The sequence below is a fragment of the Microbacterium resistens NBRC 103078 genome, assembly GCF_001552355.1.
GTDB lineage: Bacteria > Actinomycetota > Actinomycetes > Actinomycetales > Microbacteriaceae > Microbacterium > Microbacterium resistens.
The window spans coordinates 1-15,970 of sequence record NZ_BCRA01000054.1; the positions used below are offsets into that span (position 1 = coordinate 1).

Below are 15,970 nucleotides of genomic sequence, written 5' to 3' on the forward strand. Positions count from 1 at the left end.
CGGCGCTCTCGCCACCGGCCCCGGCGCCCGCGGCGAGCTGGTCCAGCAGCACGAGCGCCTCGTGCTCGTTGACGACCAGCGGGTCCGCGCGACGGAGCGTCTCGTCCGCGACCGCGCAGACGGGAGCGAGGTTCAGCAGCACCCGGCCGCCCGCGAGCGCGGCAGCGCGGTCGATCCCCTCCACGGGGATCTCCCCCTGCAGGACGAGCACGGCGGCCGCTTCGACGACGTCGGCGTGCGCCTCGATCGCCGCGGCGTCCACGAGGCCGTTAGCACCGGGCACCACGATGATCGTGTTCTCCGCGTCGTCCTCGCCCACGCTCACGAGGGCGAGCCCCGTGGGACCGGGGACGGTAGCGACCCGGCCGAGGTCGACGCCCGCCGCTGCCATGACGCCGACCGCCTCGGCCTCCCGCCCGTCGTCGCCCACGGCGCCGACCATGACGGTCGGTGCGCCGCGGCGCGCCGCCGCGACGGCCTGGTTCGCCCCCTTGCCCCCGGGAGCGAGGCTCGCCGATGTTCCGATGAGGGTCTCGCCCGGACGGGGAAGCCGTGCGGCGGTCACCCGCTGGTCGATGTTGATGGACCCAGCGACGACGACGGTTCCGTCGGCGATCGCGCGGGGGACGACGGTCGGCTGTGCCTGTGCACTCATGAGGGCTCCTTCGACAAGGGCGGGGACGGACGGGCGGGCGCCGCGGGCGCGGGAGCGCGCGACGAGGAGGAGGCCCGCACGATCAGCTCGCTCGACAGGAGGATCGAGTCCGGGGCGCCTCCGGCGATGACCTCGCGGAGAAGGCGGACCGCGTGCCGCCCCATCTCCTCGACGCTGTGCGCGATCACGCTGAGCGGAGGGTTCAGCAGCGAGAACCACTCGATGTCGTCGAAGGCGATCAGCGCGACGTCCTCGCCGATCCGCTGCCCGAGGCGCTGCAGCATGGCCAGGGCCCCGACGGTCATGAGGCTGTCCGCGGCGAGCAGCGCCGTGGGCGGGTCGGGGAGCCGGAAGAGGCGATGGACGGCCGCGGATCCGCTCTCCGCCTGGAAGTCGCCGTGGTGGATCAGCGCCGGGTCCGCGTCCAGGCCCGCGTCGGCGGCGGCGTCCGCCCAGGCGGCGAGCCGGTCCCGGCCGGTCGACGCCGTCTGCGGTCCGGCGATGTAGCCGACCCGCCGGTGCCCCCGGTCACGCAGGTGCACGGCCGCCTGGCGGATCCCGGGCACGGGATCGGTGGTGACGCTCGGAACGGGGATGCCCGGGAGCACCCGGTCCACGAAGACGAGGGGGACGCCCCGGGCGAGCAGGGCCTGGATCGCACCCGGGTCACCACCCCCCTGAGGAGCGACGATGACGCCGTCCGCCCGCCGAGAGATGAGCGTGTCCAGATAGCGGTCCTGCTGTGCGGGGTCCTCGTTGGCGTTGCCCAGCAGCGTGGTGTAGCCGCAGGCGAGCAGCTCCTGCTCGATGGTGTGCGCGAGATCCGCGAAGAAGGGGTTGCGAACGTCGGAGACGAGCAGGCCGATCGTGTCCGAGCGCGTGGAGCGCAATGCCCTGGCCTGCGCGTTGGGGTGGAAGTCGAGCTCGCGCGCCGCCTGCTCGACGCGCTCCCGGGATCCGGGCGAGGTCGCCGGGTGGCCCGACAGCACGCGGGAGGCGGTCGCCGGGGACACTCCGGCGCGCGCGGCCACGTCCTTGATGGTGACGACGTTCATCGACCCCTTCGCCCGATCGCTCATGGAATCGAATCCATGGATTCGATTCCATGGGAGCTTAGGAGGGAGCGCGTACGGTGTCAACACGCCCGCCGCGGGACGCGGCTACTCGATCGGGTCGGGGGCGAAGCGGGACAGCGACTCCAGCGCGACGGCGAGCGCCGCCTCATCGTCGAGGTCGGCGAACTCGACGGCCGGGTCTCCCCCGACGATGCCGACGAGCACCGTGCGGTCGTCGTCGGTGCGCAGCTCCAGCCACGTCCGGAAGACGGCCGAGCCGTCCACGAGCTGCCAGAGCGAGACCGCGACGGCCGAGGCCTCCGGCGCGTCGGCGTCGGGGGTGATCGTCGCCGTCGGCTCCGGCCCGGCCCCGCCCTCGGCTCCCGCCTCCTCGCCCGGGCGCGGGAACGGCTCGTCGAAGAGCAGCCAGATCGTCTCGATCGCCCCCATGGCGAGGGCGGACACGGCACCACGGATCTCGAACGGAAGGGGCGGCGCGAACTCGATCCCCTGCTCCTGCAGCACTCCCAGCGGGACCGTCAGCACGACGCGGTCGAACGACAGCGCCTCGCCGGTCCCCAGCCGGACGCTCAGCCCGGCGTCGTCGTAGGCGATGCGGCTGACCGGCGAGGAGAGCGAGACCTGGACCCCGTCGAGCAACCGGTCGAACAGCGCCGTGGTGTCCCCGAGCGGGACGACGAGCCCCCCGCCCCGGGGGGTCGGCGGGAACCACGACGAGGCCGTGGCGGGATCGGCGCCCGTCGCCGCGGCGAGCGCCGCGAGGACGGCCACGAGCCCGGGATCGGCCGGATCGGCGCCGTTCTCCGCGAGCGCCTGGGCGAGAGAGAGGTCGGCCGGCTGCTGCCCGGCGCGCTCGACGGCGGCGGTCAGCGGCTCCTCCGAGGGGGCGTCCACCGCACCCGCGGTCCCGAGCCACTGCGGCCCGGCGACGTCCGCAGTGACCACCGCGATGTCGTCGATGCGGCTGCGGAGGTCCTCGTCGTCGGCGCCGAGGATCCATCCGCCGAGCTGGACGCCGGTCGGCCAGGCGTCGTCGGTCTCGGCATGCATCCGGCCGCCGACGCGGTCGCGGGCCTCGAGGACGGTCACGTGGGCGCCCGCGTCCGCGAGGATCCGCGCGGCGGCGGACCCGGCGAGCCCGGCGCCGATCACGGCGATCCGCTCGCCGTCGTCCATCACGTCCACCACCGCCCGCGCCGCGCGCTCCCCCGATGCGACGGCGCCGCGCATGGTGCCCGGAGCCTCCGCGTCCGTCGCCTCCCCGGCGAGGAAGAGCCGGTCCTGCACGGACTCGGTCAGGAGCTCGCGCTGTCCCGGCTGCGCGCCGACGGGGGTGATGCTCGCCGCACCGCGGGAGAACGGGTCGGCGGACCAGGCGCTCCGCCGGACGTCGGTCGGGGTCGGCAGGCCGGTCGTCGGAGTGGGCCGGGGCATCGGGGTCCGCGTGGGCGTCCGCGTGGGCTCGGGCTCCGGCACGCAGGACGCGAGGAGCAGGGTGACGGCCCCCAATCCGGTGCCGACGAGCAGAGTTCGACGCGTCATCCTCATCGTGCCGCCAGCCTATTCCCCCTTCGCCGTTCGCCGCCTGCGATCGACGGCCGGCCCGCGCCTGCCCCTCCACAGCAGACGGATGCCGCCGCCTTTCCACACGTCCCGATCTGGCGTGCGATCCCGCCTGCGGGGCGTGACAGGATCCCGCACAGAGGACAGAATGAAGGGATGGTGATGAACGATCCACAGATCTGGACGCTCATCGGCGTGTTCGCCGCGGTGATGGCGGGCGGGCTCACGCTGCTGCTGAGGCAGAACGAGCGGATCATCGCGTCGCTGCGGTCCGAGCTCACCGCGCGCTTCGACGGGCTCGAAGGGCGGATGGACGCCCGGTTCGAGGCGATCGACGCCCGGTTCGAGGCGATCGACGCACGGTTCGAGGCGATCGACGCCCGGTTCACGACCATGGACGTCCGGCTCGACTCGATCGAGCGGCGTCTCGACGATCTGGACGGGGAGGTCGCCCACCTGGCCAGGCGTTTCTGGGGCTCGTCCTGACCCGCCGGCGACGGCGCGACGTCCGATCGGACGTCCGCGGACGGGCGCGCCCCGGTCCCCACCGGCGCGCGCCCGTCCGCGGTCAGACGGTGACGTCCCCGACGAGGTGCACGCGGATCCCCATGCCGTCGAGCATCGCGGCCTTGGCGATCAGCGCCTTGTCGGCGGTCTCCGCGTCCGGCGCGTAGACGACCTGGACGTGGTTGGCCTTGTGCCTGGCCATGAACTGATCCCTGCTCTGCCCGTGCAGCACGACGTGCGCGATCGGCCACTCCGGGTTCGTCGCCTCCTTGCGGCGGCGGGTCTCGTCGGCGGGCAGCTCGACCACCGACCCGCGGAAGAGGTCGGCCTGCAGCACCCCCTCGGCGATGTAGATCCGGGAGAGGACGACCTCGCCCGGGATCGAGACGCCGTTGATCGTGGCGCCGCCGGCGGGGAAGAAGACGTGCCCCTGCCGCCATCCCTCGGCGTTGTGCCAGCCGCCGAGGTGCGAGGCGGGCACGGACCCGGAGATCTCGTAGACCCAGACGAAGTCCCCGTCGTACTCCTCGCCCCAGCGCACGTCGTGCAGGGTGTTGTCCGGCACGAGCCCCATGGCCCGCCACACGCGGTCGGTCACGAGCGCGTCCACCGCGACGCCCTCATCGGCCTCGTTGAAGTGCGGGAAGGCGCGCCCCTCGTGCAGAACCCGGGAGCCATCGCGCGAGGTCACCGGCGGACGCTCGGTCGAGTTCAGGATCCCCTCGGCGAGATCGGAGGCCGGCACGAGGTCCTTGAGTCCCTGCTGGTACTGGATGCCGACCGCGTCCAGCCCGAAGTCGTCGGCGATCCGGAGGGCGGCGATGTACATCTTCAGCTGCCACTGCACCTGATCCCGGGTGAGCTCGGTGGCCGGGTCCTCGCCGTAGCGGAACGTCATGCCGTGTTCGATCAGCCAGTCGTAGGCGGCGTCGGCCTCGGCGTCGGCGACCGTGCGCATCTCGGCGTACAGGGCCGACTGCGACAGGCGCTCCTTGTAGATGCCGGTGGGGTTGAGCAGCTCGTCGTCGAAGATCGCGTTGTACATGCCCATGCAGCCCTCGTCGAAGACGCCGATGATCGCCTTGTCTCGGCGCAGCTGAGCGGCGAGGGCCTGACCGAGCTCCTTCTCCGGTCCGTCCGGCAGCGCGGCGAGCGCACGTACATGCGAGGCGTCGTGCGCCACGCGGCCGGTCTCGGTCCAGGACCGCAGCCCCTCGCGGAACTCCTGGTCCGTGAAGTCGACGGACCACAGCGTGGAGTACGGCTTCTGCATCTTGGTGAGGCCGGCGTTCAGGCCCAGGAGCCCGACGAGGCCGGGCCAGTCCGGGGCGAAGTTGGCCACGGTGAGGATCGGTCCGCGGTGCGTGCGCAGGCCCGGCAGGACGTGGTGGGAGTACTGCCAGTTCGCGGTGACCACGGCGAGCGGGGCGTCCTCCGGGATCCGTGTGAACACCTCCATCCCCATCCGCTGGCTGGAGATGTAGCCGTGCCCCGTCTCCGGGTCCACACCGAACGGGCGGATCACGGTCCATCCGAGCTCCTCGAACACCGCGGTGACCGCGGCCTCCGCGGCGGCCTGGACCGGCCACCCGGCGACGTTGGCCGACTCGCGCAGGTCGCCCGAGGTGATGAGGTACACGGTGTTCGGCTCGGCCGCCGGCCGCGCAGTGGGGGTCGGGAGTGCGTAGGTCATGGTCTCTCCGTGGTGTCGGGGTCGGTTGGGCGGTCGGGGATGACGGCGGTGTGCGGGATGGGCCGGGCGCGGCGCGGCGCGCCGCCGGTCACGCGCGCCCCCGCTGCTCGACGGCCAGCTCATGCACGACGCCCTTCGTGGCCTCGTAGAGCCGCACGTAGCGGTCGAAGAGCGCGTCGTAGACTGCGGCACGGTCCGGGTCCGGGAGGATCCGGTCGACGATCGGGTTCCAGTCCGCGATGAGCGGCGCCGGCGCCCCGGATCCCGCGGCCGCGGCGGCGGTCGCGAGGAACGCCGCGCCGTAGCTCGCACCGATCGTGTGGCGCGGCACCTCCTGCACGAGCCCGGTCGCGTCGGAGACGATCTGCATCCAGAGCCTGCCCTGGGTGCCGCCGCCGACCGCGACGATCCGGTCGATCGCGGCGCCCGCGGCCCGCATGGTCTCGACGTTGTGCCGCACCCCGAGGGCGGTGGCCTCCAGGGCCGCGCGGTAGAGGTCGCCACGGCCGTGCTCCAGGGTGAGTCCCGCGATCACCCCTCGGGCGTCGGGGTCCTGGATCGGGGTGCGCTCGCCCGCGAAGTACGGGAGCATCACGAGCCCGCGCGCACCCGGACCGGAGGCCTCCGCCTCGGCGAGCAGCTCCGGGTAGTCGGCGTCGGTCAGCTCCGCCAGCCACGCGGTCAGCGCGCCGGACGTCGCGAGCCCGCCCGCGAGGTTCCGCGTGCCGGGGAACGCCCCGACGGTCGTCCACATCGACGGCGTGCGGAGGGTCTCGGGCCCGGTCGCGACGAGGAACATCGTGGTGCCGTACATGAGCATGAGATCGCCCACACCGTGGGCGCCCGCGCTCACCGCCTCCGTCCACGCGTCGATCGTGCCGACGATCACGGGAATCCCCTCGGGAAGTCCCGTCGTCTCCGCCGCCCGCGCAGTGACCTTTCCGGCGGCCTCGCCGGCCCAGGCCAGAGCGGGCGGCTCGATCGGCGCGGCGTAGCGGTCCCACCACGGGAGGTGCCAGGCCTCGGCCTCGACGTCGTACAGCGGGGACATCTGGCTCGCGGACTGGTGATCCAGCACATAGGCGCCGGTGAGGCGTCGCGCCAGCCAGGAGGCCGGCATGTACAGCCGTCGTGCGCGCGCCCAGAGAACGGGCTCCTCGTCGCGGACCCAGACGAGCTTGGGCCCTCCGGCCTGGGACGTGAGGACGGAGCCGCCGACTCGGGTGATTTCGTCCTCCCCGAGCTCCGCGTCCATGCGAGCGATCTGCGCGCCCGTGCGCGTGTCGACGCCGTAGAGGATCGCCGGGCGGACGGGGCGGTCGTCCTCGTCGGCGAGCAGGACGCAGGGCCCCATGCCGCTGACCCCGACGCCGACGATCTCGGCCGGACCCTCGTCGTCGAGTGCGGATGCCGCTCCGACGAGCTCTCGGGAGAGGGAGACGAACTCGTCCCACCACACCTCGCCGTCCATCTCGACCCAGCCGGTGCGCGGGCGGCTCACCTCGTGCGCGCGCGTGGCCTGGGCGAGGATCCGTCCATCCTCCGCGACGAGCACGCCCTTGCTGCTCGACGTGCCGACGTCGACGCCGATGGTGCACTGCACGCGCATCCTCCTCGATCGCTGTCCGCTGCTCCGCGGACGGCGATCACGCTACACGAAATCGATTTCAAGGGCAACGGATCCCCTCGTCCTCCTCCCCCGACGCGGTCGAAGACGAGTTGTCCACCGATCCGGCACCCCCGTTATTTCGCCCCGCTGTTCGGTGACACGATCACCCAACCGGGGCATCATGGAGGGATGGGCATGAACGATCCTCAGATTTGGGTTCTCATCGGTGTATTCACCGCTGCGATCTTGGGCGGCATGACCCTCGTCAGCACACACGTCAGCCGGGTCATCCACGCCGAGATCAACGGCCTGCGCGGTGAGATCAGCGGCCTGCGCGGTGAGATGAACGGACGGTTCGAGGCCGTCAACACCCGCTTCGACGCGGTCGAGCGTCGCCTGGATCGGGTGGAGACCGCGCTGGAGGACCTGGACGACGAGGTGACACGCCTCGCGAAGCGCGTCTGGGGCGCCCCGGACTGACACCCCCGCACGCGGCAGGCGCGCGGGCGGGCGGCGTCAGCGCAGGACGCTGGCCGGCTGCAGCTCTCCGCGGAGCACGACGGTGCGCGTGGGCTGCGCGTCGCCGGCGATCCGTTCCAGGAGCATGCGCGCGGCCGTGACGCCCATATGCCGTGCGGGCAGGCGAACGAGGGTCACGGCGGTCGGCGACAGCGTGGTGAACGGCAGCGAGCCCACCACCGCGACCCCGAGCCGCGGCGGAGTCAGACCGCGTTCGGTCAGCACCTGGATCGCCCCGACGCCGATGAGGTTGTTGCCCGCGACGACGGCGTCCGGCGGCTCGGGCAGCGCCAGCAGCGCCTCCATCGCCTCCCGTCCGCCGTCCACCCGGAACGACGAGAAGCGCAGCAGTTCCGGATCGGCGTCCGCCCCGTGCGCCTGGAGCGCCCTGCGCCAGCCCTCCGCACGCTCGGTGGCGGTCTCGATGTTCTCGGGACCCGCGATGTGCGCGATGCGCCGATACCCGGCCTCGATCAGGCTCTCCGCCGCGGCTCGGCCGGCATCGCGGTTGGCCATGACGACCTCGTCGACGTCACTGCCGACGCCGCGGTCCACCGCGACGACCGGGCGCCCCGCCGCGCGGATGGCGGTCAGATCGGTCCGCTCCGACGCCGCGGCGATGATGACGCCGGACATGTGCTCGGCGATCGCGATCCCGAGGTACGTGGACTCCTTCTCCACCTGTGCGTCGGAGTTGCAGAGCACGACGGAGTAGCCGGCCTCGGAGGCCACGTCCTCGACCCCGCGGGCCATCTCGGTGAAGTAGGGGTTCTCGATGTCCGGGATCACGAGCGCGATCACCTCGGAGCTCTGACGGCGCAGCGTCCGGGCCGTGCGATTGGGGGTGAAACGCAGCTGCTCGGCGGCCTGACGCACTGCGGCGACCTTCTCGTCCGAGACGCCGACGCCGTTGAAGACGCGCGACACAGTCGCCGGCGAGACCCCGGCCAGCTGGGCGACGTCGTAGATCGTGGCCATGGGCACCCACTGTAACCGGTTTCAGCCTCAGCCCTCCGCGAGGAATCGATCGAGAGTCGCTCCGAGAGCATCGAGCCGGGTCCGAGCCGCCTCCGAGAGCGGTCGGAACGGACGTCGGCAGTCGCCCAGCGTTCCCGCACCTCCCGCGTTGCGGCCGGAGAGGTACTTCGCCGCGGGGAAGACGTCGATCGCGACGAGCTCGGCGATGACATGGTTGATCCGGCTCTGCACCCGCTGCGCTCCGACCAGGTCGCCGGCGTCGAGGAGGCGCCGCGCCGCCTGGAAGAGCTCGACCTGGAGCCCCACGGTCGTGCCGATCGTCCCGCGGGCACCCGCGGCGAGCGCGGGCACGAACACCTCGTCGAACCCATTGATGTAGGCCTTGTCGGGGAACGCCGCCTTCATGCGCTCGAGGGCGTACATGTTGTGCGCGGTCTGCTTGAGACCGATCACGCGATCGTCGCCCAGGAGCTCTCCGGCCGTCTCGAGCGTGAACTCGGTCCCCGTGAACTGCGGGATGTTGTAGACGATCAGCGGGAGGTCCACGGCGTCCAGCACCGCACGGTAGTGGTCGAGGACGGCCTCGATGCCGAAGGAGTAGTAGATCGGCGGGATCATCGAGAGGGCGGAGGCGCCGGCGCGCTGCGCCCGCCGTCCGAGCTCGATCGCCTCCCGCGTCGACAGCGCGCCGACGTGGGCGACGACGGGGATGCGCCCCTCGGCGACGCGCACGGCGGTCTCCACCACCGCGGTCCGTTCATCCGCCGACAGGAGGAGACCCTCCCCCGACGACCCGCAGCAGTAGATCCCCTCGACGCCGCGGGAGACGTAGTCCTCCACGAGCGTCGAGAGCAGTCCGGTGTCCACCGCCCCGTCCGCGTCGTAGGGGGTGGCGATCGCGGCCATCAGCACCCCGAGGTCCGCCGCGGTGGTCACCATGCGGTCCACCCCCCGTCCACGACGAGGTTCGCTCCGGTCATGTAGCGCGAGGCGTCCGAGAGCAGGAAGACCGCGGCCCCGTTGAAGTCGGTCGCCTCCGCCATGCGTCCGATCGGGATGCGCGCGGTGTAGTTCTGCTGGAACGTCGCGTCCTGCGTGTCCCGACCGACGCCGGAGGGCGTGAGGGTGTTGACCCTGATGCCCTGTCGGCCCCAGTACGTCGCGCAGTACCGGGTGAGGTTGTACAGCCCCGACTTCGCCGCCGAGTACGCCACCGGCTTCACGAACGGCACCCCGGTCTGCTCCTCCTTGTAGGCGTAGATGTCCTGCACCGGCGACACCATCCCGTAGATCGAGCCGACGTTGATGATCGAGCCCGGCGTGCCGGCGGCGCGCATCCGGGCGCCGGCGGCCTGCGTCACGAGGAAGGTGCCGACGAGGTTCACGTCGACCACCTCCCGGAACACGTCGAGGGGGAAGTCCTCGAACGGCCCGGAGACCTCGGGCGGCGCGCTCGGCTGGGTGTCCAGACCGGCGTTGTTGATCACGCCGTCCGGCGCGGCGTCCCACGCATCGACGATCGCGTCGAGGCCGGCCTCGACGCTGTCCTTCGAGACGATGTCCACGGAGACGCCGAGCAGACGCGGGCTGTCGGCGATCTCGGGGAACGCCTCCTGCAGGCGCGCGGCGTCGACCGTACGCGACGCCACGGCCACCCGGGCGCCGCGTCCGTGGAGCTCCCGGACGAAGGCCGATCCGATCTGGCCGAGCCCGCCGGTCACCAAGATGATGCGGTCGGTGAGGTCGAAGATGTCCGTCATGTCGTTCGTCTCCCTCAGCTCACCGCGTGCCGCGCGAGATTCTCACGGTCGTACTCCAGACCGTTCCCCGGCGCTCCGGTCGGGACGAAGAACCCGTTCTGCGGCCGCTGCGGCACGATGACGCCGAGATCAGTGAGCGTGCCGCCGTCCGTCATCTCGCCGAACAGAGCGTTGGGCACCGCGCAGAGCACGTTGGCCGTGAGCTCCATCACGAAGTGCGGCGTCATCGGGGCGTTGTACGCCCGGCCCAGGGCGGCGATGTCCATGTAGGGCGTGATGCCGCCCACGCGACCGACGTCGGCCTGGATGAAGTCGCACGCGTCGGCGAGGAGGTACTGGTTGAACTGCTGGAGCGTGTAGACGTTCTCGCCCAGCCCGATCGGGATCGGCGAGCGGGCCCGGAGGCGGGCGTGCGAGGCGACGTCGTCCACGCGCAGCGGCTCCTCCACCCAGTAGAGGTTGAGGTCGCGGAACCGGGTGACCGCCCGGACCGCCTCCCCGTAGGTCCATCCCTGGTTGGCGTCGACCATGAGCGGATACTCGCCGACCGCCTCGCGGATCTTGGTGAGCCGGTAGACGTCCTCCTCGAGATCCGGCTTGCCGACCTTGACCTTCCCGGCGGCGTACCCGTCGGCCTTCCACTCCTTGACCTGCTCGACGACCTCCTCGGCGGACAGATTCAGGTTGATGCCGCTGCCGTACAGCGCGACCCGGTCGCGCACCTGGCCGAGGAGCTTCGCGAGCGGCTGCTCGTAGTGCAGCCCCAGCAGGTCCCACAGCGCTACATCGATCGCGGCGAGGGCGAGCGTGGTGGTCCCGCCGGGGCCGTTGTCGCGCAGGTGCTGCCAGGAGTGCTGCCAGACGGCACGGGGATTGACCTCGCGGCCGATGAGCGTCGGGATGAGCTCGCGCAGCGCCGCCATCATCATCTGGCCGCCGACACCGGATGTGTGGCTGAACCCGGTGCCGACCAGTCCGGTATCGGTGGTGATGTCGGCCAGGATGATCTCGATGTGGGTCACCCGATGGATCTGGTCCCCCCACGGCCCCTTGGGCAGGGGGATGCGGGAGAGCTGGAGGTCGATCGATTCGATTTTCATGCGTGGTCCTTCCGGGACGACGAGGAGGGGTCGGAGGGGCGTCAGCCCTTGACGGCGCCGGCGGCGAGTCCGGCGACGAGGCGCTTCTGCACGAGGAGGAAGCCGACGACGACGGGGAGCACCGAGAGCACGCCGCCGGCGGTGAGCAGATCCCACCGGATCTGGTACTCACCGATGAACAGGTGCAGCCCGACCGGCAGGGTGCGGGTCGCCGTCTGCGAGGTGAACGTGAGGGCGTAGAGGAACTCGTTCCAGGTGAGGATGAACGCGTAGGTTCCCGCCGCCACCATCCCCGGCCGCAGCAGGGGCAGCAGGAGGATGCGGACGATCTGCGCGGACGAGGCCCCGTCGATCTGGCCCGCCTCCTCGATCTCCCGGGGGATGGAGTCCGCGAACCCCTTGAGCAGCCAGGTGGCGAACGGCGTGGCGAACGCGGCGTGCACGAGTGCGAGACCGAGCGTCGTGTCCATCAGCCCCATCCCGCGCAGCTGCCCCTGCAGCGAGATCACGAGCAGCACGGCGGGGAACATCTGCGCGAGCAGCAGCCCGATCATCACGGCCCCCCGGCCGCGGAAGTCGAACCGCGACATCGCGATCGCGGCGCCCGTGGAGACGACGAGCGTGACCGGGACGGCGATCGCGGCGACGGTGAGGCTGTTCCGCAGATAGGTCAGGAACGGCGTGGTCGACAGCAGCTCGGCGTAGGACGCGGTCGTGAACTCGGAAGGGATGAGGTTCGCTCCGGCGCCGGCGAGCTCGTCCCGCGGCGTGAGCGACGTCAGCAACATGACGATGTAGGGACCGAGCACCATCGCGAGCACGCCGAGGAGAGCGATCGCGAAGCCGGTCCGTCCCGCGAGACGGCCGAAGCGGACGGGGGCGGTCGTCGTGCTCATCGCGTGGTGTCCTTCCGGGTGAGGCGCACGTAGAGCGCGATGAAGACGGCGAGGAACAGGGCCTGGATGACGGCGTACGCCGCGCCGGCGCCGAAGTCGCTGGCTTTGTAGGTCGTCAGATAGGACTCCAGCGCCAGGGTCGTCGAGGACGTGCCCGGTCCGCCGCCGGTGAGGATGAAGATGAGGTCGACGTAGTTCGAGGTCCAGATCAGGCGCAGGAGCGTCGTGATGAGGATCGTCGGGAGGATGGCGGGCAGCACGACGTGGCGGAACACGCCGACCGGGCCGCACCCGTCGATCTGCGCCGATTCCTTGAGCTCGCCGGACACGCTCTGCAGTGCCGCGAGGATCATGATGGCGAAGAGCGGGATGCCCTGCCAGACGTCGATCATCACGAGCGTCGGCAGCGCGGTGCTGTTCTGCGAGAGGAACTCGATCGGCGCGTCGATGATCCCCGCGTTCAGCAGCCACTGGTTGAGGACGCCGTTGTTGGGGTCGAGGATCCACTTCCACATCAGCGCGACCAGGACGCTGGGGGTCGCCCACGGGATCATGATGAGCCCGCGGTACACGCCCCGCAGGGGGAAGCGGTTGTTCAGCATGAGCGCGAGCGACAGCCCGCCGATCAGCTGGAGCGCGACGGCACCGAAGGTCCAGAACGCTGTGCGGCCCAGCGTGGGGACGAACTCCGCGGTGCCGATGACGCTGGCGAAGTTCTGGAACCCGACGAACTCGAGCACGCCGGTGAAGACGCTCACGTCGTTGAACGAGAACCAGATCGAGCGGATGAGCGGATATCCGGCGAAGACCGCGACGAGCACGATCGCCGGCGCGAGTAGGACGAGGGGGGCGACCGAGCCGCGGCGCGCGCGTCGCCGGGGCCGGGTCACCGGCCGGCGCGGGGCCGGCCGGCCGGTGACGACCGCTTCCGTGAGGGTAGAGCTTGCCATGTCGGTCCTCAGCGCAGCACGTCGGACATCTTCGTCAGCACGTCCTGGCTGCTGATCTCCCCCTGGAACGCCTGCTGGATGAGCGGGTTCCACTCCTTCGCGGCGAGCTCGGCCACCCCCTCCAGCGCCGGCCACGTCTTGGCGGTGGGGATCGCGTCGACGGCGACCGCGAGCTGCGGGTCGGACGAGTACGCCTCGGTGTCGATGACCGATTCGAGCACCGGCAGCTGACCCTGCGGCGAGGCGGAAATCTCCTCCATCTGCGCCTCCTCGCTCAGCCAGGAGATCCACTCCCAGGCGGCGTCCTTCTTGTCGGAACCCTCGAGGATGACGTTGCCGCTCATGCTGCCGAGCGTCGCGCCGGGCTTGCCGTCGGCCGTGGGGATCGGGACGACGCCGAGCTTGTCGCCGAAGACCCCCTGCAGCTCCTTCAGGGAACCCGGGTGGTGGATCATCATGCCGGTGAGGCCCTCGACGAAGTTCGTCTTGACGTCGGCGAAGGCGGCCGTGATCGATCCGGGGGGCGCCGCCTGCAGGTCGGTGACGATGCGGAGGTAGTCCTCGTTCACCGCGACGCCCTTCGCGTCGTCCAGGACGACCTCGCCGGAGTCGTCGACGACCGACGCCCCGCCGGCGTACATCCACGCGAGCCACTGGTCCTGTCCGCCCGCACCACCGCGGACGTCGATGCCGTACCTGCCGTCACCGGTGAGGGCGGCCGCCGCCTCCAGGAGGTCCTGCTGGGTGCGCGGCGCCTCGAGCCCGAGCTCCTCGAAGTAGTCCACGCGGTAGTAGAGGTAGAGCGTCGTGTACTGGTGGGGCAGCATGTACACCGCGTCCTCGCCAGGCAGCTGACCCGTTGCCCAGAGCGAGTCGACGACGTCGTCCGAGGCGTCCCAGCCGTCGACGTACGAGGTCAGGTCGGCGATGGCGCCCTGCGGCGCGAACTGCCCGAGCCACCAGTCCTTGCTGCGGGCGGCGTCCGGCCCGGTGCCGTTCATCGCGGAGGACACGAGCTGGTTCTGGTACTGGTCGAGCGGGATCGTCTCCAGCACGACCTTCACGTCGTCCTGTGCGCCGTTGAACTCATCCGCGAGCTCTGTCCAGGTGGGGTCGGTCGCGTCGTCCTGCCAGAGCCAGTAGGTGATCTCGACAGGGCCGTCGCCCTCCCCGGACGGGGCGCTGCCGGCACAGCCGGTGGCGAGGGCGACGACGCCGAGGACGGCCAGGGCGGGGAGGATTCGGGTGGATCTCATGATGCGTACTCCTTCGTCGATCAGATGAGGGTCGTGCGAAATCGATTTCAAGACGGGTGCGACAGAACGCGCCGGTGCGGGGAGGGTCAGACCGGCAGCGCGGCCGTGGTGCCGAAGTCGATGTCCGGATAGCGGTTGCGGACACCGTAGAAGTGGGCGTCCAGCTCATGGACGGCCCGGCGGGTGTCGCCGGCCTCGATCGCATCGATGATGCGACCGTGCATCGCGGCGATGGCGGGATCCTCCTCGACGGGCTCCTCGCGTCGCGCGGCGGCGAAGACGACCCAGAAGGACTGCAGGAACTGATCCACGAACGCATTGCCCATCGGCGCGAGCAGCCCGCGGTGGAACTGCTGGTCGAGCTCGGCGAAGCTCTCGTTGCGCAGGGCGCGCTCCACCATCTCCTCTGAGAGCAGCCGCAGACGGGCCAGGTCGCTCGGCTGCAGGCGCGGGATCACCAGAGGCAGCAGAGACGTCTCCAGCGCGTGACGCACTTCCAGGAGCTCGCGGGTGGCGGCCTCCGGGTCGTCGACGAAGCCGATCCAGCGGGTGGCGAGATCGGCGGCGCGGAATCCTCGCCAGACCCGGCGCGCCCCTTGCCGGGACACCACGATGCCGAACGCCTCGAGGACGCTGAGGGCCTCGCGGATACGCTGCCGTCCCACCTCCAGCACGGCGCCGAGCTCGGCCTCGGTGGGCAGCGGGTCGCCGATCTCCAGCCCGGAGCGCTGCAGGTGCTGTGCCAGACGTCGCGCGAGCGCGTCCGACAAGTCAGACCCGGTGACCTCGATCTTGTCTGACATCTTTACCGCCACCTCGTGAACTCTGGCTAAGCAACTCCCCTGAAGAGTAACGATAGCGGGATCATGGCGTCAAGCTTCCCCTCAACTTGTAGGACAAGATAGGCACGTATCCACAAAGAGATGCCGCGGCCTTCCGGCCACGGCATCTTTCCTCCGCCCCTCAGGCCAGGGCGCGGGCGGGACCGCGCATGACGACGCGATCCAGGGAGATGCGACCGGCGCCGGTGAACGCCAGGGCGAGCGCGGCCGCCCCCAGCACGGCGACGAACTCGTAGCCGCCCTCGCTCACCCAGAAACCGGCGGGAAGGTGGACGAGGAAGATCGCGCCGACCATGTCCGCCGCGAGGAGGACGGCGGCCGGGCGGGTGAGCACCCCGACGACGAGCAGGATCCCGCCGACGAGCTCGATCAGTGCAATGGCGGGGCCGGTGAACTCCGGCAGCGGTGCGCCCATCCCGGCGAACGCCTGGGCGGTGCCCGGGAGCGTGAACTCGAAGACCTTCTGCGCGCCGTGGACGGCGAAGATCGCGCCGACCACGACGCGGAGGATGAGCAGACCGATCGAGGCTGCGGGCTTGCTGGTGTTCGTCATGAGGGAGGTGCTC

At 71.1% G+C, this 15,970-nt stretch carries 16 protein-coding genes; 2 read left to right on the plus strand and 14 right to left on the minus strand.

The window, feature by feature from the left end:
* The 3 genes from MR1_RS10130 to MR1_RS10140 all read right to left on the minus strand — a co-directional run.
* Nucleotides 1-655, minus strand: a 655-nt coding sequence (locus MR1_RS10130; protein WP_255218126.1) for a PfkB family carbohydrate kinase, incomplete at its 3' end; no start/stop codon positions are given.
* Nucleotides 652-1,734 carry a LacI family DNA-binding transcriptional regulator gene (locus MR1_RS10135; RefSeq protein ID WP_255218127.1) on the minus strand — a complete coding sequence of 361 codons (1,083 nt, stop codon included), beginning with the start codon at nt 1,732-1,734 and terminating at the stop codon, nt 652-654. The genes MR1_RS10135 and MR1_RS10130, both read right to left, overlap by 4 nt.
* Nucleotides 1,735-1,815: 81 nt before the next feature.
* Entirely contained in the window at nt 1,816-3,273 is a 1,458-nt protein-coding gene (locus tag MR1_RS10140; protein WP_255218128.1) for a flavin monoamine oxidase family protein, read from the minus strand.
* 177 nt (nt 3,274-3,450) lie between these two features.
* Between MR1_RS10140 and MR1_RS10145 the strand changes: the two genes are divergently transcribed.
* Nucleotides 3,451-3,780 carry a hypothetical protein gene (locus MR1_RS10145; protein WP_067245833.1) on the plus strand — a complete coding sequence of 110 codons (330 nt, stop codon included), beginning with the start codon at nt 3,451-3,453 and terminating at the stop codon, nt 3,778-3,780.
* A gap of 82 nt (nt 3,781-3,862) precedes the next feature.
* On the opposite strand, the gene MR1_RS10150 is transcribed toward MR1_RS10145, so the two are convergent.
* A complete protein-coding gene (locus tag MR1_RS10150) occupies nt 3,863-5,494 on the minus strand; it encodes a fucose isomerase (RefSeq protein ID WP_067245836.1) in 1,632 nt (543 codons plus the stop codon).
* An 88-nt stretch (nt 5,495-5,582) separates the two neighbouring features.
* The gene (locus tag MR1_RS10155; RefSeq protein WP_067245839.1) at nt 5,583-7,103 is read right to left on the minus strand and encodes an FGGY-family carbohydrate kinase; all 1,521 of its coding nucleotides are present in this window, start codon (nt 7,101-7,103) and stop codon (nt 5,583-5,585) included.
* 195 nt (nt 7,104-7,298) lie between these two features.
* Between MR1_RS10155 and MR1_RS10160 the strand changes: the two genes are divergently transcribed.
* On the plus strand, nt 7,299-7,583 hold the full coding sequence (locus MR1_RS10160; RefSeq protein WP_233460154.1) for a hypothetical protein: 285 nt from the start codon (nt 7,299-7,301) through the stop codon (nt 7,581-7,583).
* Nucleotides 7,584-7,619: 36 nt separating this feature from the next.
* On the opposite strand, the gene MR1_RS10165 is transcribed toward MR1_RS10160, so the two are convergent.
* The 9 genes from MR1_RS10165 to MR1_RS10205 all read right to left on the minus strand — a co-directional run bounded on the left by MR1_RS10165 (nt 7,620) and on the right by MR1_RS10205 (nt 15,957).
* On the minus strand, nt 7,620-8,600 hold the full coding sequence (locus tag MR1_RS10165; RefSeq protein ID WP_067245846.1) for a LacI family DNA-binding transcriptional regulator: 981 nt from the start codon (nt 8,598-8,600) through the stop codon (nt 7,620-7,622).
* A gap of 27 nt (nt 8,601-8,627) precedes the next feature.
* Nucleotides 8,628-9,539 (minus strand): dihydrodipicolinate synthase family protein, encoded by a 912-nt coding sequence (locus tag MR1_RS10170; protein ID WP_084344522.1) that lies wholly within the window; start codon nt 9,537-9,539, stop codon nt 8,628-8,630.
* Nucleotides 9,533-10,360, minus strand: a complete 828-nt coding sequence (locus MR1_RS10175; protein ID WP_067245853.1) for an SDR family oxidoreductase — start codon at nt 10,358-10,360, stop codon at nt 9,533-9,535. Before MR1_RS10175 ends, MR1_RS10170 begins: the two co-directional genes overlap by 7 nt.
* 14 nt (nt 10,361-10,374) lie before the next feature.
* A complete protein-coding gene (locus MR1_RS10180) occupies nt 10,375-11,460 on the minus strand; it encodes a mandelate racemase/muconate lactonizing enzyme family protein (RefSeq protein ID WP_067245856.1) in 1,086 nt (361 codons plus the stop codon).
* 41 nt (nt 11,461-11,501) lie between these two features.
* Nucleotides 11,502-12,356: a carbohydrate ABC transporter permease gene (locus tag MR1_RS10185; protein ID WP_025102649.1), complete on the minus strand. Its 855-nt coding sequence runs from the start codon at nt 12,354-12,356 to the stop codon at nt 11,502-11,504.
* Nucleotides 12,353-13,306 carry a carbohydrate ABC transporter permease gene (locus MR1_RS10190; RefSeq protein ID WP_067245860.1) on the minus strand — a complete coding sequence of 318 codons (954 nt, stop codon included), beginning with the start codon at nt 13,304-13,306 and terminating at the stop codon, nt 12,353-12,355. Before MR1_RS10190 ends, MR1_RS10185 begins: the two co-directional genes overlap by 4 nt.
* An 8-nt stretch (nt 13,307-13,314) precedes the next feature.
* Nucleotides 13,315-14,562, minus strand: coding sequence for an ABC transporter substrate-binding protein (locus MR1_RS10195; RefSeq protein ID WP_067245863.1), 1,248 nt, complete (start codon nt 14,560-14,562; stop codon nt 13,315-13,317).
* A gap of 86 nt (nt 14,563-14,648) precedes the next feature.
* A complete protein-coding gene (locus MR1_RS10200) occupies nt 14,649-15,365 on the minus strand; it encodes a FadR/GntR family transcriptional regulator (RefSeq protein WP_067245866.1) in 717 nt (238 codons plus the stop codon).
* A 160-nt stretch (nt 15,366-15,525) separates the two neighbouring features.
* A complete protein-coding gene (locus MR1_RS10205; RefSeq protein ID WP_067245868.1) occupies nt 15,526-15,957 on the minus strand; it encodes a DoxX family protein in 432 nt (143 codons plus the stop codon).
* Between the last annotated feature and the right edge of the window lie 13 nt (nt 15,958-15,970).

What these genes read in the sequence shown, in the direction of transcription:
- MR1_RS10135 (WP_255218127.1), bottom strand. Translation starts at nt 1,734, where the DNA reads ATGAGCGATCGGGCGAAGGGGTCGATGAACGTCGTCACCATCAAGGAC.
- MR1_RS10140 (WP_255218128.1), bottom strand. Translation starts at nt 3,273, where the DNA reads ATGACGCGTCGAACTCTGCTCGTCGGCACCGGATTGGGGGCCGTCACC.
- MR1_RS10145 (WP_067245833.1), top strand. Translation starts at nt 3,451, where the DNA reads ATGGTGATGAACGATCCACAGATCTGGACGCTCATCGGCGTGTTCGCC.
- MR1_RS10150 (WP_067245836.1), bottom strand. Translation starts at nt 5,494, where the DNA reads ATGACCTACGCACTCCCGACCCCCACTGCGCGGCCGGCGGCCGAGCCG.
- MR1_RS10155 (WP_067245839.1), bottom strand. Translation starts at nt 7,103, where the DNA reads ATGCGCGTGCAGTGCACCATCGGCGTCGACGTCGGCACGTCGAGCAGC.
- MR1_RS10160 (WP_233460154.1), top strand. Translation starts at nt 7,299, where the DNA reads ATGAACGATCCTCAGATTTGGGTTCTCATCGGTGTATTCACCGCTGCG.
- MR1_RS10165 (WP_067245846.1), bottom strand. Translation starts at nt 8,600, where the DNA reads ATGGCCACGATCTACGACGTCGCCCAGCTGGCCGGGGTCTCGCCGGCG.
- MR1_RS10170 (WP_084344522.1), bottom strand. Translation starts at nt 9,539, where the DNA reads ATGGTGACCACCGCGGCGGACCTCGGGGTGCTGATGGCCGCGATCGCC.
- MR1_RS10175 (WP_067245853.1), bottom strand. Translation starts at nt 10,360, where the DNA reads ATGACGGACATCTTCGACCTCACCGACCGCATCATCTTGGTGACCGGC.
- MR1_RS10180 (WP_067245856.1), bottom strand. Translation starts at nt 11,460, where the DNA reads ATGAAAATCGAATCGATCGACCTCCAGCTCTCCCGCATCCCCCTGCCC.
- MR1_RS10185 (WP_025102649.1), bottom strand. Translation starts at nt 12,356, where the DNA reads ATGAGCACGACGACCGCCCCCGTCCGCTTCGGCCGTCTCGCGGGACGG.
- MR1_RS10190 (WP_067245860.1), bottom strand. Translation starts at nt 13,306, where the DNA reads ATGGCAAGCTCTACCCTCACGGAAGCGGTCGTCACCGGCCGGCCGGCC.
- MR1_RS10195 (WP_067245863.1), bottom strand. Translation starts at nt 14,562, where the DNA reads ATGAGATCCACCCGAATCCTCCCCGCCCTGGCCGTCCTCGGCGTCGTC.
- MR1_RS10200 (WP_067245866.1), bottom strand. Translation starts at nt 15,365, where the DNA reads ATGTCAGACAAGATCGAGGTCACCGGGTCTGACTTGTCGGACGCGCTC.
- MR1_RS10205 (WP_067245868.1), bottom strand. Translation starts at nt 15,957, where the DNA reads ATGACGAACACCAGCAAGCCCGCAGCCTCGATCGGTCTGCTCATCCTC.